The following is a 16,559-nucleotide window of genomic DNA, read 5'->3' on the forward strand; positions in this document are numbered from 1 at the left end:
CGTCGTTCGTAGAATCGTCCAGGCCGTAGGTTCAGGCCAGGCGTTCGAACTCCAGGAAGATCGGATCGGTGTCGCCCAGCTTCTTTTCCTCATAGCGGGTGACGACGTGGTCTTCGGGCGCGGCGAACCAGTCGGCGCCCGTCTCCCGGCGCGCCAGCCCCGGCGTACGCGCCAGCCGCTCCAGCGCCCAGTCGGCGTAGTCCAGCCAGTCGGTGACGAAACGCACGCGGCCGCCCGGCTTCAGCAGGCGGGCGATCTCCACCGCCGTCTCGTCCTGCAGGAAGCGGCGCTTGTTGTGGCGCGCCTTGTGCCAGGGGTCGGGGAATAGGATCATCACCCGGTCCAGCGAGGCGTCCGGCAGGGCCGTCATCACCGCGCGGGCGTCGTCGGCGTGCAGCCGCACATTCTGAAGCCCGCCTTCCTCGACGTGACGCAAAGCCGAGGCGACGCCGTTCAGGAAGGGCTCGCAGCCGATCATCACCGCCTCGGGATGGCGCGCCGCCTGGGCCGCCAGATGCTCGCCGCCGCCGAAACCGATCTCCAGCCACGCCGCTTTCGCGCCGAGCATCAGGGCTTGAGGGTCGATCGGCCCCTTGGCCGGGTCCGGCACGGCGATGCGCGGCATCAGGGTGTCGAACAGGGCCGCCTGCTTCGCCTTGATCGGCCGCGACTTGATGCGCCCGAAGGAGCGCAGCGGGCCATGCGCCTTGGCCCATTCAGGGCGGTCGGCGTCGGACGGTTTGGGATCGGTCTCGTCGGTCATGGCGCGCGCTCTAGACCATTTTCGGTTCAGTCGAAATCGACTGAACCCAGAACAATGGTCCAGAATTATGCTTGGAGCGAATATCTGTGTTCAGTTGGACACTCGTCCAACTGAACCGATTTCGCTCTAGCGGCTTAAGCCCGCTCACGCAAAGCCCCATACTTGCGGAAGCCTCAGCCCCACGGCCCGCGCGGCGGCGCGGCGGGGGCGTCGTCGGTCGTCGGCACGCTGGTTCCCCGGATCGGCGCGGCGGACGCGACAGGCGCAGGCGCCACGAAGGCCGCCGTCGGACGCATGCGCCCGCCCATGCCCATCTTCGCGCCCAGTTCCATCAAGGCGCGGACGCGATTGCCGGTGGCCGGGTGGGTCGAGAACAGATTGTCCGCCCCCTTTCCGTTCAGCGGATTGATAATGAACATATGGGCCGTCGCCGGATTGCGCTCGGCCGGGGCGTTGACCGCCCCGCGCGCATAGGCCTCGATCTTCTGCAGGGCCGAGGCCAGGGCCTGAGGGTCGTCGGCGATCTCGGCGCCGACGCGATCGGCTTCATATTCGCGAGTGCGGCTGATGGCCATCTGCACCAGACCCGCCGCCATCGGCGCCAGCAGCATCAGGGCGATGGTCCCGATCATGCCGCCCGGCCGCTCGCGGTCGTCGCCGCCGCCGAAGAACAGGGCGAAGTTGGCCAGCATGGCGATGGCGCCCGCCACCGTCGCCGTGACCGTCATGGTCAGGGTGTCGCGGTTCTTCACATGGGCCAGCTCGTGCGCCATGACGCCGCGAATCTCTTCGCGCGTCAGCATGTCCAGCAGGCCCGTCGTCGCCGCCACCGCCGCATTTTGAGGATTGCGTCCCGTGGCGAAGGCGTTCGGCTGATCGTTCGGAATGATGGTGATGTTGGGCAGGGGCAGGCCCGCGTCGCCGGCCATCTGCTTCACATCGGCGACATAGGCGCGCACCACGGCGTTGGGGTGGGTCTCGTCCACCGGCTGGGCGCGGTACATCTTCAGGACGATCTTGTCCGCATTCCAATAGGAAAACAGGTTCATGCCCGCCGCCGCGACCAGGGCGATCGCCATGCCGGGCCCTTTGCCGATCAGATAGCCGATCCCCATGAACAGGGCGGTCATCACGGCCAGCAGGGCGAATGTCTTCAGATGGTTCATACGGGCTTCGGTCGCGCTGTCGGACTTCAAGGGGTGGCGTGTTCAGCCGGAACGTCTATTTGAGCCCCAGTATCCCCGCTCTCAAGGCAGGCGACCTGTGACCGAACAGCCCACCCCCCCGACTGAACACCCGACCGAACCTTCCCCCGAGGAAGCCTTCAACGCCGACGTGCCCCACGCCACGTCCGAGCGCCCCCTGAACGAGGCCGCCCGCCGCGCCCTGCTGGAGGCGGCCGAACGCCGCGCCGCCGAGGAGGCCGCCGCGCTTCCGAACGAGGTCGGCGGCCGCAAGGGACCGGAGCCCACCCGTTTCGGCGACTGGGAGAAGAAGGGTCTAGCAGTGGACTTTTAGGGCGCTAGCGCTCACCGCGCGGCGGCTCGCTGCTTGAGCTGGTTAGGACGCTAGCGCTCCCCGCGCGGCGGTTCGCTGCTCGAGCTGGTAGAGCGCCAACGCTCGCCGCGCAGCGACTCGCTGCCTGAGCGAAGACGGTCTGGACGCCTCATGCCTCCCGCCGATGCGGCCTCCCGGTTCCCTTGACGGGAGAATAGTGAACGCTCCGGCCAGATCCGCATTAACCTTTACGGCTGAAACAAGGAGCGCAGCCATGAAGGCTCTATTCTACGCCGCCGCAGGCGCGGCGATCCTCATCGCCGGAGCGGCCGAGGCTCATCAGGCCGGCGCCCGATACAACGCCGCCGCCGGCTACGCCCGCGGTCCCGTGATCCAGACCCGCGCCCAGACCTGGTACAGCGACACCGGCTGGCAGGGCGGCTACGGCCCGATCGAAAGCTACGGCTATGGTTACGGCTACGGCGGCGCCGGAGTTCGTCCGCCGGTCGTGATCGCTCCGTCGCAGCCGCCGATCCAGCACGGCGGCTACGCCTATTCCGGCGTCACCCGCTCCATGCCCTTCGGCTATCCGGTCGACGGCTACGGCCGCTACCCCTGGGCGCGCTACGGCTATGGCGGTTACGGCGGCCAGTACAGCGGCGGCGGCTATTACCAGCAGGGCTATTATCAGGGCGGATACGGCCAGGACTGCGGCCGTTGCGGCCCGCCGCCCCAGCCCGTCTACTACCGTTCAGAGCCGGTCTACGTCAGCCAGCCGCCGGTCTATGTCTCGCAACCGCCCGTCTATGTGGAATCGCCGCCGGTCTATGTGCAGCCGGCCCCGGTCTACGTCGAACCGGCCCGCGTCCACGTGGCGCCGCCGCCGGTCCATGTGGCCGCCGCCGACGTGCGCGTCGCCCCGGCCCAGGTCGAGGTGGCCCGCCCCAACGTCTACGTCGAGCCGCCGCGCGTCGAAACCGCTCCGCCGGTTGTGAACTTCGACCAGGGCTATTACGCCGTGCCGCCCGCCCCGCCGGCGCCGCCGTCTCTGACCGAGCGGCCCTACCGCCAGGAACGCGGCGAACGCGGCTGATACGAAAAAGGGCGGCGTCCGCAGACGCCGCCCTCCTTGTTTCACGTGAAGCAGACCCCTTACGGATCAAGCCCATAGGCCTCAGACCAGGGCGACCTCCTGGGTGATCGCCTGGGCCGCCGCGCGCGGATCGGCGACGGCGGTGATCGGACGGCCGATGACCAGATGGGTCGCCCCCGATTGCAGGGCGCTGGCCGGGGTCGCGGCGCGCGCCTGATCGTCCATGGCCGCGCCTGCGGGCCGCACGCCCGGCGTCACGATCAGGAAGTCCTCACGCCCCGCCCCCGCCGCGATTTCACGCGCGCGGCCCGCCTCATGCGGGCTGGAGACGACACCGTGGATACCGGCCTCCAACGCCTGACGCACCCGCTGCTCGACCAGTTCGGCCGCCGACAGGCTGTGGTCGTCCGCCTTCAGATCGTCGTCGGTCAAGCTGGTCAGGACGGTGACGCCCAGGATCTTCAGCTCCGATCCCGCCGCGCCGCGCGCCGCCGCCGCCATCACCTGCGGCCGGGCGTGAACGGTCAGCAGGTCGCAGCCCGCATTCGCCAGCACCGCCGTCGCCTTCTCCACCGTCGCGCCGATGTCGTGCAGCTTCCAGTCCAGGAACACCTGGGCGCCCGACGCCTTCAGCTCGCGCGCCAGCCCCATGCCGTCCGAGGCGAACAGCTGCAGCCCGACCTTGTAGAAGCCGACCGCATCGCCGATCCGTTCGACCAGGGCGCGCGCCTCATCGGTCGTCGGCACGTCCAGGGCGCAGATGACGCGCGGGTCGAAGGGGCGATTGGGACGGTCTGCTGACATTTCCGGCTCTCGGCGGCTTGCAGGCGCGCGCGGATGCCCCGATAGGTGAGACAAGGGGTCGCGGTCGCGCGGCGGGTTTTCTAAGGCGGGGGCAAGCAATGAACGCGGTCGATCTGGGGGTCAACCTGTTCGTGGCGCTGTTCGCCCTGCTGGACCCGATCGGCAATGTGCCGATCTTCGCGGCGGCGACGGCGGGCGCCTCTCTGCGCCAGCGCATCACCGTCTCGGCCATGATCTGCGCCTTCGCGGCGGTCTTCCTCGGCTTCTTCTTCTTCACGGGCCTGGGCCTGCTGCAGTTCTTCGGCATTTCGCTGGCCGCCTTCCGCATCGCGGGCGGCATCCTGCTGCTGCTGCTGGGTCTGGACATGGCGCGCGAGGACTTCCTCAAGATCTTCGCCGACGCCGACGCCGCGACCGACGCCCAGGACGTGCGCGGCTACGCCAAGCGCCGGTTCAAGCGTCTGATCGTGCCCTTCGCCATTCCCCTGATGATCGGACCGGGCGCCATCTCGGCCATCATCATCCAGGCGGGCGAGGCCCAGAAGCTGGGCGCAGCGGGCACGGCCGCCTCGCTGACCGCCATGGTCGCCGCCTGCGTCGTCACCTTCCTGTGCTTCGCCGCCACCGGCCCGATCAGCCGCCTGCTGGGCGACGTCGGCATGGCCATCGTGGTGCGGGTGCTGGGCCTGATCCTGTGCGCCCTGGCGATCCAGTTCATCCTGATGGGTCTGGGCGAAGCCCTGCCGGGCATGTTCAGCGCGGGCGTCACCACTCCCTACCCGTCCGGCGGCCACTAAAAGCTCTAGAGGCGGTCCAGCCGTTTGGCGTGGCCGCCGACCATCTTCAGCGCCAGGGCGTCGGGCAGCAGCCCGCCCAGCGCCGCCAGCACATTGTTGGCTGCGCCCGGCGTCACGCGCGGCCGGTTGGCCTCGACCGCGTCCCAGCCGATGCGGGCCACGCGGTCGGCGTCCATCCACATCCACTTCGGATAGGCGGCCGAGACCTGATCGCGCGAGCCGTTGACGTCGTGGAACTCGGTGTAGGTGTAGCCGGGGCACAGGGCAGTGACGTGCACGCCGGTCCCTTGCGTCTCCAGCCACAACCCCTGCGACGCCTTGATCAGGAAGCTCTTGATCGGGCCGTAAAGCGTGTCGCCGCCCGTCGCCGGCATCTGTCCGGCCAGGGAGGCTACGTTCAGCACCCGGCCCCAGCCGCGCGCGACCATGCCGGGCAGCACCAGGCGCGACAGCTCGACCGGCGCGCTCAGCATGACGCGGATCATGGCGGCGTGGTCGTCCGGATCGGTCGTCAGAAAGCCCGTGGTGCGGCTGAAGCCCGCATTGTTGATCAGGCCGTCGACGCTCAATCCCCGCGCCGCGATCGCCTCGACCAGGCGCGCAGGCGCCTCGGGCTCGGCCAGATCAGCGACGACGACGGTCGCGGCGACGCCGTGGGCGGCGGCCAGCTCCTCAGCCAGGGCCTGAAGCGGCCCTTCGCGCCGGGCGGTCAGGATCAGGTCATGGCCCCGCGCCGCGCAGACGCGCGCCAGGGCGGCGCCGATGCCCGCCGAAGCGCCCGTGATCAGAACAGTGCGACGCCCCTCCCCCAAGGACGCCTCGTCAGGCCGCGTCGGCGTTGGGGCAGCACGGATGCGGCGCGAACGGACGCAGCACCTCGGAATCTTCGGCCAGCAGGTCGGCGATGGTGATCTTCGACAGGGCCGCGCCCGCCGCCTGATCCGCCGCCGTCAGGGCCTTGGCCACCTGGCGCGGAATATGCTCGCCGACCGGGCAGCCCTTGGCCCCGGCGGGCGGCGAGCCCAGTTGGGCGCAGCCGTTCACCGCCTTCAGCACCTCATCCAGGCGAATATCCTCGGGCCGCCGCAGCAGCCACGAGCCGCCCGACGCGCCGGGGCGCGTGGCGATCAGGCCCGCCTTGGCCAGCAGGGCCGTGACCCGGCGGATCACCACCGGGTTGGTCGGCACCGAAGCCGCCAGGACGGCGCTCGGCTCGGCCTCGGTCGCCGCATAGGCGCCCTTGTGGGCCAGATAGGCCAGGGCGTGGGCGGCGACGGGAAAACGTTGGCTGTCAGACATCAAGGTTCATGCTCCTGATGGGAAGGTAGGCCTTCCGAGGGCGTTTCACAAATCTATCCGTAACAAAAACTGTTTCCATATAGCTCCGCTAGGCCCCGGCCCTGCGCGCAAAGCCCCAGGCCGCATCCGAAAGCGGGCCGACCTGGGCCGCCATGGCCTTCGCATGGGCGCTGGCGGCGGTGCCGTCGCGCACCCGTCCAGCGATGCCCTGACAGATGGCCGCCAGCCGGAACAGATTATAGGCGAACAGCCAATCCAGGTTCGTCGGCGCCGCCGTCCCGGTCTTCTGCGCATAGCGTTCGACCGTCTCCTCGACCGAAGGAATGCCCAGCGCCTTCAGATCGGCCCCGGCCAGGCCGTTGCGCAGGGTCGCCGGGATCACCCAGGCGATCAGCAGATAGGAGAAGTCCGCCATCGGGTCGCCCAGGGTCGACAGCTCCCAGTCCAGCACCGCCCGCACCTTCGCCTCGGCCGGATCGAGGATCAGATTGTCGAGGCGGAAGTCCCCATGCACGATCCGCGTCGGCCCCTCGGGCGGCAGGCTGTCGGGCAGGAAGGCGATCAGCCGGTCCATGGCCCCGATCGGTTCGATCTTGGAGGCGCGATACTGCTTGGTCCAGCGCCCCACCTGGCGGGCGAAATAGTTCCCCGACTTGCCGTAGTCGGCCAGGCCGACGGCGTCGGGCTCCAGTCGGTGCAGGGCCGCCAGCGTATCGACCTGGGCGTCATAGATCGCGCGGCGCTCCGGCGGTGTCAGGCCGGGCAGCTTCAAGTCCCAGAAGATGCGCCCCTCGACCTTCTCCATGACGTAGAAGATGGAGCCGATGACGCCATCGTCCGAACACAGAGTATAGGGTCGCGCGACAGGAAAACCCTGGGCGTGCAGGGCGGAAATGACGGCGAACTCCCGGTCGACGGCGTGGGCGCTGGCCAGCAGCGCGCCCGGCGGCTTGCGACGCAGCACATAGGTTCGGCCCGACGTGGTCAGCTCATAGGTCGGGTTGGACTGGCCGCCCTTGAATTGACGGATGGTCAGCGGCCCAGCGTAGCCCTCGACGTTCGCCGCCAGCCAGGCGTCCAGCGCCGCCTCGTCCAGCCGATGGCGCTCGTCCACCTCGCGCGTGCCCGAAAACGCAGTTTGAGCGTCCAATGCCTGTGAATCCGCGGCCTCGGTCATTCCCCCTCCTCCGGCTGGGCGGCGATGATGGCCGCCCTGACCGCGCCGCGCCAGCCCTTGAGCAGCCGCGCCCGCTCCTCGGCTCCCATGCGCGGGGTCCAGACGGCGGGCGCCTCGGCCGGGGCGGTCCACAGGGCCTCGGTCAGGCCGACGCCATAGGCCGCCAGCCGCGCCGCCCCCATGGCCGTCATCTCCTGGAAGGCGGGGCGTTCGACCTCGACCTCGCAGATGTCGGCGATGAACTGCATGGCGAAGGCGTTGGCGGTGACGCCGCCGTCGACCTTGAGTCGTTTCAGCGGCGGCGCCCCGTCCTTCGTCAGGGCGTCCAGCAGGTCGCGGGTCTGATAGGCCAGGCTCTCCAGCGCGGCGCGGACCATGTGCGCCGGGCCGCTGTCGCGGGTCAGGCCGACGACGGTCCCCCGCGCCTCCGGCTCCCACCACGGCGCGCCGAGGCCGGTAAAGCCGGGGACCAGATAGACCCCGCCGTTGTCCTTCAACATCTGGGCCACCGCCTCGGACTGGCGCGAGTCCGACAGCACCTTCAGCCCGTCGCGCAGCCACTGGATCGCCGATCCGGCCGAAAAGATGGACCCCTCCAGCGCATAGGCCGCCTCGCCGCCCGCCGCATAGCCCAGCGTCCCCAGCAGCCGCGAGGTCGAGGCCACCGGCGCCGCCCCGACATTGGCCACCAGAAAAGCGCCGGTGCCGTAGGTGATCTTGGCGTCCCCCGCCGTCAGCGCCCCATGTCCGACCAGCGCCGCGTGCTGATCCCCCGCCGACCCATGAATGGGCAGGGCGCGACCCAGCAGGGACGCATCGGCCTTCCCCAACAGGGCGTCGCAGTCGCGGATTTCCGGCAGAGCCTGCATCGGCACGCCGAACAGGGCGCACAGATCCTGTCGCCATGTGCGCGTCGTCAGGTCCATCAGACTGGTGCGGCTGGCGTTGGTGGCGTCGGTGGCGTGGCTGTTTCCGCCCGTCAGCTTCCAGATCAGCCAGGCGTCGATGGTGCCCAGCTTGACCTCGCCCCGCGCCGCCCGTTCGCGCGCGCCAGGCACGGCGTCCAGCAGCCAGGCGTATTTCGAGGCCGAGAAATAGGGATCGAGGATCAGGCCCGTCGCCGCCTGCACCATCGCCTCATGCCCTGCCGCCGCCAGCTTGCCCGTGGCCTCAGCCGTACGCCGGTCCTGCCAGACGATGGCGCGGTGCAGGGGCTCGCCGGTCGCCGCGTCCCAGATCACCGAGGTCTCGCGCTGATTGGTGATGCCGATGGCGGCGAAGCGGCCGACGCCGCCCGCCTTCCTGACCACCTCGCGACAAGTCTGCAGCGTCGCGCGCCAGATCTCGGCCGCGTCATGCTCGACCCAGCCCGACTGCGGGAAGTGCTGCGCCAGCTCGATCTGGCTGACGGCGACCGCATGAAAGGCCCCCTCGGGCGAGACCTCAAACGCGATCGCCCGCGTCGAGGTCGTGCCCTGGTCGATGGCGAGGATCATATTTGCTTGCATGATGTGAGTTATGCAGAGCCTGCGCCGCGACGTAAGAGGGAAGCCATGCATACGCCCAGTTTCCAAGGCGTCGTCGACGCCGCCCGCCAGATCGCCCCCGCCGCCGTCCGCACGCCGCTGATCGAGCATCCGGCCCTGAATGAGGCTGTCGGCGGGCGCGTCCTGATGAAGGCCGAGACCTTTCAGGTCGCGGGCGCCTTCAAGTTCCGCGGCGCCTACAACCGCGTCAGCCGCCTAACCGAGGAAGAGAAGGCGCGCGGCGTCGTGGCCTACTCCTCGGGCAACCACGCGCAGGGCGTGGCGGCGGCGGCCAAGGCTGTCGGCACGCCCGCCGTCATCGTCATGCCGTCCGACAGCCCGACGGTGAAGGTCGAGGGCGTGCGCGCCTTCGGCGGCGAGGTCCGCTTCTACGATCGCTGGACCGAAAGCCGCGAGGCCATCGGCGCCGAGATCGCGGCCGAGCGCGGCTCGGTGCTGGTCCCGCCGTTCGACGATCCCTTCATCATCGAGGGCCAAGGCACTGTTGGACTCGAGATGCTCGAACAGGCGGGCGTGCCGATGGACCAGCTGCTGTGCGGCGCCTCGGGCGGCGGGCTGATCGCCGGGGTCAATCTGGTCATGGCCGAACAGAGCCTCGACACCCGCGTCATCGTGGTCGAGCCCGACGCCTTCGACGACACCCGCCGCTCGCTGGAGGCGGGCCGGCGCACCGCCCATCCGCAAGGGTCGCCTTCCATCTGCGACGCCCTGATGGCGCCCATTCCGGGCGAGCTGACCTGGCCGATCAACCGGCGCCTGGCGGGCGCCGCGACCGTCACCGACGCCGAGGTGGCCGAGGCCATGCGTTTCGCCTTCCGCTGGCTGAAGCTGGTGATCGAGCCGGGCGGCGCCGTGTCCCTGGCTGCCCTGCTGGCGGGCAAGGTCGAGGCGAAGGGTCTGACCACGGGCGTCGTCCTGTCGGGCGGCAACGTCGACCCCGGCCTGTTCAGCGAAATCATCGAGGGACGGTTCGAAGGGTAGGCCTTGCCTCCGCCCCCTCCCCGCGCAAGGCTGGCGCAAACGGGAGGGCGTCACATGACCAAGGCCAGCGAACTTCAATCCCTGATCGGTCAGGAGGTCGGCGTCAGCCGCTGGTTCACGCTGGATCAGGCGCGCATCGACGCCTTCGCCGGACTGACCGAGGACGAGCAGTTCATCCACGTCGATCCCGAGCGCGCCAAGGCGACGCCCTTCGGCGGGACCATCGCGCACGGATTCCTGACCCTCAGCCTCGCCTCGGCCATGAGCATGGATGCGATCGCCCCGCTGGACGATCTGGTCATGGGGGTGAACTACGGCTTCGACCGCCTGCGCTTCCTCGCCCCGGCGCCGTCGGGATCGCGCGTGCGCGGCCGCTTCAAACTGCTGTCGGCTGAGGACAAGGGCGGCGGCCGGTGGCTGCTGAAGCACGAACTGACCGTCGAGATCGACGGCGGCGACAAGCCCGCCCTGATCGCCGAATGGCTGACGATGCAGGTGGTGAAGGCCTAGAGTCTCCCGCTCATCCCGGCGGACGCCGGGATCCAGTGCTTTGGCCCCAAACGCCGCGCTTGCAGTTCTCACTGGGCTCCGGCGTCCGCCGGGGTGAGCGGAGTATCAGGCGATCACTCCCCCAGGCACCTCAGCGCCACTTCCAGATTGCGCAGGCCGTCCTCGCCGCTGACCGCCGCCGTCTCGCCGGTGCGGATGGCGTGAATGAAGGCCTCGTGCTCCTTCTTGAGCGGCTCGGCGGGCCAAGCGTTCAGCATCCGCGTCGAATAGGAGCCGTCCGGCTGCTGGCCGAAGAATTCCGTCACCTGGCGGGTGATCAGATCGGCGACGATGAAGCGGTTCTTGGTCGCCACCTGCAGGACGCGGGTCTTATAGGGCGTGACCCAGTTGGTGGTGATGTGGGCGATCACCCCATTGTCCATGCGGAACTGCAGCAGGGCCGAGTCCTCGCGCGAGGCATGGGTGTGGCCCAGCAGGGACTGGACCTCGGTCATCTCCGACCCCGTCAGATGGCGGATGATGTCGATGTCGTGCACGGCCAGATCGATGACCACCCCGACCTCGCCCATGCGCGGCGGGAAGGGGCCGACGCGGGTGATCTGGATGGAGATGATCTCGTCGCCGTCGATGGCGCGCTTGACGGTCTCGACCGCCGGGTTGAAGCGCTCGACATGGCCGACCATCAGCACGCGGTCATTGGCCCTGGCCGCGTCGATCATAGCCTGGGCGTCGGCCACAGTGGCCGCGATCGGCTTCTCCACCAGCACATGGACGCCCGCGTTCAGCAGGGCCACGCCCAGTTCGGCGTGATAGCGGTTCGGCGTGGCGATGACGGCGGCGTCCAGACCGGCGGCGACGAAGGCCTCAGCGGTCGTCACGGCGGTCGCCCCATAGGCGGCGGCCACGCCCTCGGCCGTCACGGCGTCGGGATCAAAGACGGTCGTCAGTTCGACGTCGCGCAGTTCGGCCAGGACGCGGGCGTGGTTGCGGCCCATGACGCCGGCGCCCGCGACGCCGATCTTGAGGGGGGTCTGGTGGATGGTCATGCGGATCAGGCCTTGAAGCTGGCGACGGCGGCGATGATGCGGTCCTGCGTCGCCGCGTCCAGATCAGCGTGCATCGGCAGGCTGATCACCACATCCTTCAATCGTTCAGTGACGGGCAGACCGCCCGCGCCGCGCGGATAGTGCTCATAGGCGGGCTGAAGGTGCAGCGGGATCGGATAGTAGACCGCCGTCGGCACGCTTTGCTCCTTCAGGTGCGCGGCGAGGGCGTCGCGGTCCGGATGCTCGACCGTATATTGCGCCCAGTTGGAGACATTGCCCGCCGGAACGTCCGGAACCTTGGCGACGTGGGGACGGAGGCCTTCGTTGTAGCGGGCGGCGGCGGCGTTGCGCCATTCGATCTCTTCAGCGAAGACCTTCAGCTTCTCGATCAGGACGGCGGCCTGGATGGTGTCCAGACGGCTGTTCAGGCCGATGCGCATGTTCAGATATTTGGGGTCGTGGTCGAAGGTGCGGTCCTTCAGGTCCACCGCCACCGCCTTGCCGTGAACCCGGATGGAATCCATCAGCTGGGCCAGGTCGTCGTCGTTGGTCAGCACCGCCCCGCCGTCGCCGTAGCAGCCCAGCGGCTTGGCCGGAAAGAAGCTGGTGGTGGTCACATCGGCCCATTCCAGCGGATGCGCGCCGTCGATGGTGCAGCCGAAGCCCTGGGCCGAATCCGAGATCAGCTTCAGCCCGTGCTTGTCGCAGATCGCCTTGATCGCCGGATAGTCGGCGGGCTGGCCGAACAGGTCGACGGCGATGACCACGCGCGGGGTCAGGCGGCCTTCGGCCTTGATCCCTTCGATGGCGCGCTCCAGCGCCGCCGGGTCCATGTTGTAGGTGCTCTGGTCCACGTCGACGAAGACCGGCTCGGCGTCGAACCAGGGCACGACCTCGGCGGTGGCGGCGAAGGTGAAGCTGGGGACGAAGACCGCGTCGCCGCGCCCGATCCCCCAGGCCATCAGCGGCAGGGCCAGGGCGTCGGTGCCGTTGGCGCAGCCCAGGGCGTGCTTCGCCTTGCCGAAGGCGGCCAGGTCGGCCTCGAACTGGCGCACCTGCGGGCCCATGACCCAGGCGCCGCCGACGACGGCCTCCTGAACGGCGGCCTCGATCTTGCCGCCGAGGCGCAGACGCTGGGCCTGAAGGTCGATGAAGGGAATGGTCATTGCGATGTCGCTCTCTCGATGGGGCCGGCGCAGCGGGGAATCGTCTTCCGGGGCGCGGACGCGAAGGCGGGTCGTCTGTGTCAGCCTGCGTCCTAGCAAAGCGGCGGGGTGCTGAACAAACCCCCCGGAGTCACTTCGCGTTGCGCGATGCAACGAAAGGGCGGCTTGGCAAAGTCGGGAGCGCCGCCTAAGCCGGAGCCATGAGCTTCGACGCCGCCGCCAGGAACCGGGTCCATGACTGGCTGTTCGGCCAGGCCCTGCCGCTGTGGGCGACGGCGGGGATCGACGATCAGGACCGCTTCTTCGAGAAGCTGGACTTCAATGGGCGGCCCGTCACGGGCGTCCCCCGCCGCACCCGCGTCCAGGCGCGCCAGACCTATGTCTTCATCCAGGCCGTCGCGCTGGGCTGGACCGAGGGCGAGCCCGTCGCCCGCGCCGCGCTGGACGCCCTGATCCGCAACAACCGCCGGGACGACGGCCTGTGGGTGCGCGCCGCGGACGACGCAGGGGTCGTGATCGACGCCACGCCCGACCTCTATGACCTGGCCTTCGTCCTGTTCGCCCTGGCCGCCGCGCACCGCGTGCTGAAGGACGAACAGGCGCAGCCGCTGGCGCTGGAGACGCTGGCGGCCATCCAGGCGCAGATGGCCGATCCGGTCCACGGCGGCTGGCAGGAGGCCCTGCCCCCGGTCTTGCCGCGCCGCCAGAACCCGCACATGCACATGCTGGAGGCCCTGCTGGCCTGGCAGGCGACAGCGCCAGATCCGACCTTCGAGGCAGCGGCGCGCTCGGTGCTGGACCTGTTCAACCGGCGCTTCTTCGACCGCGAGCATCTGATGCTGGGCGAGTTCTACGAGGCCGACTGGAGCCCGCGCCCCGGCTCAGAAGGTCAATGCATCGAGCCGGGGCACCACATGGAATGGGTCTGGCTGCTGGGCGAAGCCGCGCGTCTCGGCCTGCCGGACCTGAGCTCTCCCGCGCGGGCTCTCTACACCAGCGCCCTGACCTGCGGGGTCCGCGCGGATGGGCTGGCCGTGCGCGAGATCAACCGGATCGGCCAGGTCCGCGACGGCGGCGTACGCCTGTGGGCCCAGACCGAGCTTCTGCGCGTCCTGCATGCGCGCGGCGAACACCTCAGGGCGGCCGGATTGATCGATCGCCTGTTCGAGACCCACCTGGCCACGACGACGCCCGGCCTGTGGATCGACGCCTTTGACGCCGAGGGACGACCGCTGGACGCCGCCGTTCCCGCCTCGAGCCTCTATCACCTGACGACCGCCTTCTCGGCCCTGCTGACGGAGCCCGCATGACCCAGCGCCCCGCCGCCTTCCTCGACCGCGACGGCGTGCTGATCGTCGACAGCGGCTATCCGCACCGGCCCGATCAACTGGTGCTGATCCCCGGCGCGGCGGAGGCGGTGAAGCGGCTGAACGCGGCGGGCTACGTCACCGTCATCGTCACCAACCAGTCGGGCGTGGCGCGCGGCATGTTCAGCGAAGAGACCATGCACGACTTCAACCGCCGGCTGGTCGCGCGGCTGGCCGAAGGCGGCGGACGCATCGACGCCGTCTACGCCTGCCCCTTCCATTCTGAAGCGGCTGACGAACGCTATCGCCATCCCGACCACCCCGACCGCAAGCCCAATCCCGGCATGTTGTTGAGGGCCGCCGCCGAGCACGACCTCGACCTCTCCCGCTCGTTGATGATCGGCGACCAGCCGTCCGACATGGAGGCGGCGCGACGCGCGGGCGTGGCGGGCCACCGCTTCACCGAGGGCGATCTCAATCAATTCATCCGCGATCTGGCGCTCGCCTGATCGCTATTCCGCAATCGATGAATTAACGTCGCTCGAACGGAACTGCTGTTCGGAGACGATCCATGCCGATGACCACCCCGCTGGCCGACCGCTACGTCGAGCGGCGCTGGACCTCGCCGGACGGATTGAACCTCTACGCGCGCGACTACGCCCCGGCCGAAGGTCCGGCGCGCCTGCCGGTCATCGCCATCCACGGCCTGACTCGCAACAGCGCCGATTTCGGCGTCATCGCCGGCCTGATCGCCCACAGCGGCCGCCGCGTCCTGGCCGTCGACGTGCGCGGGCGCGGACGCTCGGACCGGGCGTCCGATCCCATGACCTATACGCCGGACGTCTATGCGAAGGATGTCGTAGCCCTGATGGAGCAGGCCGGGATCGAGAAGGCGGTCTTCCTCGGCACCTCGATGGGCGGGCTGATCACCCTGGCGCTGACGGCGTTGAAGCCCAAGGCCATCGCCGCCGCCATCCTCAACGACGTCGGCCCCGAGGTCGCTGCCGAGGGCCTCGCCCGCATCGCCGCCTATACCGGCCAGCCGGTCGCAGTCGAAAGCTGGGACGACGCGACCGCCTACGCCCGCCGGATCAATGAGGCGGCCTTCCCCGACTATACGGACGCCGACTGGGCCGCCTTCGCCCGCCGCGTCTTCCGCGAGGGGACCGAGGGCGCTCCGGTGCTGGACTACGACCCCGACATCGCGGCGCCGATCAAGGCGGCGGGATCCAAGGCCCTGGTTCCCAACCTTTGGCCCTCGTTCCGGGCGCTGGCGCGCAAGAAGCCGACCCTGCTGGTGCGCGGCGGAACCTCGGACCTGCTCAGTTCCGCCATCGCCGACAAGATGAAGAAGGCCGCCCCCGCCATGGCCTATGCCGAGGTTCCCGGCGTCGGCCACGCCCCCATGCTGGACGAGCCAGAGGCGCGCGCGGCCATCTTCGAGTTTCTGGCGGAGGTGGGCTGAATCAGCCTGCCGGGCCTCCCGCAGCACGAGGCCCGGTCGACCAGTTACGTGGCCTCAAGTAGCGCGAAGCACGGTAGGCCCGCTTAAATGAGCCTCAAGTAGCGCGAAGCGCGGTAGGCCCCCTAAATTATGCCTTCTTCACGAACTCCGTGCGCAGGACCAGGCCGCGCACCTTCTCCACGTTAGCCTCGATTTCGTCGGGGTCGCCGGTCAGGCGGATGTTCTTGACCAGGGTGCCGCGCTTCAGCGTCACCCCGCCCGAGCCCTTGACCTTCAGATCCTTAATCAGGGTCACGCTGTCGCCGTCCGACAGGAGGTTGCCGTTGGAGTCCTTGGTGACGTCGTCGCTCATGATCAGTCCTGTCTGAATGGAAGAAGGGCCGCCGCATCAGCGACGGCCCTCGTTTCAACTGGCCTATTCCCCCTGACGCGCCTGGGCAAGGGCGATGCGCGCTTGCAGATGCTCGTCCTGGGCTGTGGCGGCGGAAATGGCGTTGAAGCGCTCGATCTCAAGGCCCGAGTTCTGGATGGCGGCGGCCATCTGGGCCTGCTGTTCCGCGTTCGGTTGGGCGCCGTTCAGGGCGCGGGCGATGCCCGAGATCTCGCCCATGGCGGCGGCGAACTGACCGGCTTCGACGTCGGTGACGCCGGCCCCGACCGAGCCGGGCGCGGACGGCGTCGCGCCCGCCACAGCCGCGCGGGCCTGCAGCATCGGGTCAGCCGAAACGGCGGCCGAAATGGCGTTGAACCGCTCGACGGCCAGGCCCGAGTTCTGCACGGCGGCGGCCATCTGGGCCTGCTGGTCCTCGGTGGGCGCTCCGTTTTGGACGGTCGCGGCCACGCTCTGGACCGTCTTCATGGCGGCGGCGAACTGGGTCAGTTCCGCGTCGGTCGGTTCGCCGGCTGCGGCTACTGCGGCGGCGGGCGCGGGAGCGGCGTCCTGCGCCAGGGCGGGCGCGGCGGTCAGGAACAGGGCGGCCAGAATGGCGGTCGGGGCGGCGGCCGTTGCAAAACGCATGGCGTATCCTTCTTCAGCCCCGAACGCTCAGCCCTAGGCTGACCCGGACAGATCCGGGCTCTCCCGCACGACCGGGTGTGTCAGGCTCA

19 protein-coding genes are annotated in these 16,559 nt (G+C 69.3%); 8 read left to right on the forward strand and 11 right to left on the reverse strand.

Features of this window, described 5'->3' with window-relative positions:
• Nucleotides 1–31: 31 nt before the first annotated feature.
• On the reverse strand, nt 32–763 hold the full coding sequence (gene trmB / locus ACU5AP_RS02415; protein ID WP_446680748.1) for a tRNA (guanosine(46)-N7)-methyltransferase TrmB: 732 nt from the start codon (nt 761–763) through the stop codon (nt 32–34).
• A 173-nt stretch (nt 764–936) separates the two neighbouring features.
• Nucleotides 937–1,929, reverse strand: a complete 993-nt coding sequence (gene htpX, locus ACU5AP_RS02420; RefSeq protein ID WP_312054310.1) for a zinc metalloprotease HtpX — start codon at nt 1,927–1,929, stop codon at nt 937–939.
• A 169-nt stretch (nt 1,930–2,098) separates the two neighbouring features.
• Between htpX and ACU5AP_RS02425 the strand changes: the two genes are divergently transcribed.
• Both ACU5AP_RS02425 and ACU5AP_RS02430 read left to right on the forward strand, forming a co-directional pair.
• Nucleotides 2,099–2,281, forward strand: coding sequence for a DUF1674 domain-containing protein (locus tag ACU5AP_RS02425; RefSeq protein WP_095046073.1), 183 nt, complete (start codon nt 2,099–2,101; stop codon nt 2,279–2,281).
• Nucleotides 2,282–2,534: 253 nt separating this feature from the next.
• A complete protein-coding gene (locus ACU5AP_RS02430) occupies nt 2,535–3,353 on the forward strand; it encodes a hypothetical protein (RefSeq protein ID WP_446680749.1) in 819 nt (272 codons plus the stop codon).
• Between the two features lie 81 nt (nt 3,354–3,434).
• On the opposite strand, the gene pyrF is transcribed toward ACU5AP_RS02430, so the two are convergent.
• Nucleotides 3,435–4,157 carry an orotidine-5'-phosphate decarboxylase gene (pyrF, locus tag ACU5AP_RS02435; RefSeq protein WP_046652760.1) on the reverse strand — a complete coding sequence of 241 codons (723 nt, stop codon included), beginning with the start codon at nt 4,155–4,157 and terminating at the stop codon, nt 3,435–3,437.
• A 98-nt stretch (nt 4,158–4,255) separates the two neighbouring features.
• On the opposite strand from pyrF, the gene ACU5AP_RS02440 reads away from it, so the two are divergent.
• Nucleotides 4,256–4,954: a MarC family protein gene (locus tag ACU5AP_RS02440; protein ID WP_003166626.1), complete on the forward strand. Its 699-nt coding sequence runs from the start codon at nt 4,256–4,258 to the stop codon at nt 4,952–4,954.
• 5 nt (nt 4,955–4,959) lie between these two features.
• On the opposite strand, the gene ACU5AP_RS02445 is transcribed toward ACU5AP_RS02440, so the two are convergent.
• From ACU5AP_RS02445 to glpK, 4 genes are all read right to left on the reverse strand, one after another.
• Entirely contained in the window at nt 4,960–5,766 is an 807-nt protein-coding gene (locus ACU5AP_RS02445) for an SDR family NAD(P)-dependent oxidoreductase (RefSeq protein WP_128719235.1), read from the reverse strand.
• A 10-nt stretch (nt 5,767–5,776) separates the two neighbouring features.
• Nucleotides 5,777–6,253, reverse strand: coding sequence for an Rrf2 family transcriptional regulator (locus ACU5AP_RS02450; protein WP_003166623.1), 477 nt, complete (start codon nt 6,251–6,253; stop codon nt 5,777–5,779).
• 88 nt (nt 6,254–6,341) lie between these two features.
• Nucleotides 6,342–7,430 (reverse strand): phosphotransferase family protein, encoded by a 1,089-nt coding sequence (locus ACU5AP_RS02455; RefSeq protein ID WP_128719234.1) that lies wholly within the window; start codon nt 7,428–7,430, stop codon nt 6,342–6,344.
• Nucleotides 7,427–8,926, reverse strand: coding sequence for a glycerol kinase GlpK (gene glpK, locus ACU5AP_RS02460; protein ID WP_128719233.1), 1,500 nt, complete (start codon nt 8,924–8,926; stop codon nt 7,427–7,429). Before glpK ends, ACU5AP_RS02455 begins: the two co-directional genes overlap by 4 nt.
• A 57-nt stretch (nt 8,927–8,983) precedes the next feature.
• Between glpK and ACU5AP_RS02465 the strand changes: the two genes are divergently transcribed.
• Together ACU5AP_RS02465 and ACU5AP_RS02470 are read left to right on the forward strand one after the other, a co-directional pair.
• Nucleotides 8,984–9,958 carry a threonine ammonia-lyase gene (locus tag ACU5AP_RS02465; RefSeq protein WP_128719232.1) on the forward strand — a complete coding sequence of 325 codons (975 nt, stop codon included), beginning with the start codon at nt 8,984–8,986 and terminating at the stop codon, nt 9,956–9,958.
• 54 nt (nt 9,959–10,012) lie between these two features.
• The gene (locus tag ACU5AP_RS02470) at nt 10,013–10,468 is read left to right on the forward strand and encodes a MaoC family dehydratase (protein WP_128719231.1); all 456 of its coding nucleotides are present in this window, start codon (nt 10,013–10,015) and stop codon (nt 10,466–10,468) included.
• Between the two features lie 113 nt (nt 10,469–10,581).
• On the opposite strand, the gene ACU5AP_RS02475 is transcribed toward ACU5AP_RS02470, so the two are convergent.
• Both ACU5AP_RS02475 and ACU5AP_RS02480 read right to left on the reverse strand, forming a co-directional pair.
• Nucleotides 10,582–11,514 (reverse strand): Gfo/Idh/MocA family protein, encoded by a 933-nt coding sequence (locus ACU5AP_RS02475; protein ID WP_128114678.1) that lies wholly within the window; start codon nt 11,512–11,514, stop codon nt 10,582–10,584.
• Between the two features lie 5 nt (nt 11,515–11,519).
• Entirely contained in the window at nt 11,520–12,680 is a 1,161-nt protein-coding gene (locus ACU5AP_RS02480; RefSeq protein ID WP_128719230.1) for a DegT/DnrJ/EryC1/StrS family aminotransferase, read from the reverse strand.
• A gap of 200 nt (nt 12,681–12,880) precedes the next feature.
• Here ACU5AP_RS02480 and ACU5AP_RS02485 point away from each other — a divergent pair, with 200 nt between their 5' ends.
• The 3 genes from ACU5AP_RS02485 to ACU5AP_RS02495 all read left to right on the forward strand — a co-directional run bounded on the left by ACU5AP_RS02485 (nt 12,881) and on the right by ACU5AP_RS02495 (nt 15,452).
• Nucleotides 12,881–13,990, forward strand: coding sequence for an AGE family epimerase/isomerase (locus ACU5AP_RS02485; protein ID WP_128719229.1), 1,110 nt, complete (start codon nt 12,881–12,883; stop codon nt 13,988–13,990).
• A complete protein-coding gene (locus ACU5AP_RS02490) occupies nt 13,987–14,496 on the forward strand; it encodes a D-glycero-alpha-D-manno-heptose-1,7-bisphosphate 7-phosphatase (protein ID WP_128719228.1) in 510 nt (169 codons plus the stop codon). Before ACU5AP_RS02485 ends, ACU5AP_RS02490 begins: the two co-directional genes overlap by 4 nt.
• Before the next feature lie 62 nt (nt 14,497–14,558).
• Entirely contained in the window at nt 14,559–15,452 is an 894-nt protein-coding gene (locus ACU5AP_RS02495; RefSeq protein ID WP_446680750.1) for an alpha/beta fold hydrolase, read from the forward strand.
• A gap of 127 nt (nt 15,453–15,579) precedes the next feature.
• On the opposite strand, the gene ACU5AP_RS02500 is transcribed toward ACU5AP_RS02495, so the two are convergent.
• The gene (locus ACU5AP_RS02500) at nt 15,580–15,804 is read right to left on the reverse strand and encodes an alkylphosphonate utilization protein (protein ID WP_003166615.1); all 225 of its coding nucleotides are present in this window, start codon (nt 15,802–15,804) and stop codon (nt 15,580–15,582) included.
• A 63-nt stretch (nt 15,805–15,867) separates the two neighbouring features.
• Complete coding sequence (locus ACU5AP_RS02505; RefSeq protein WP_128719227.1) at nt 15,868–16,470, reverse strand: DUF4168 domain-containing protein; 603 nt, start codon at nt 16,468–16,470, stop codon at nt 15,868–15,870.
• Between the last annotated feature and the right edge of the window lie 89 nt (nt 16,471–16,559).

The sequence above is a fragment of the Brevundimonas sp. RM1 genome (assembly GCF_052907225.1).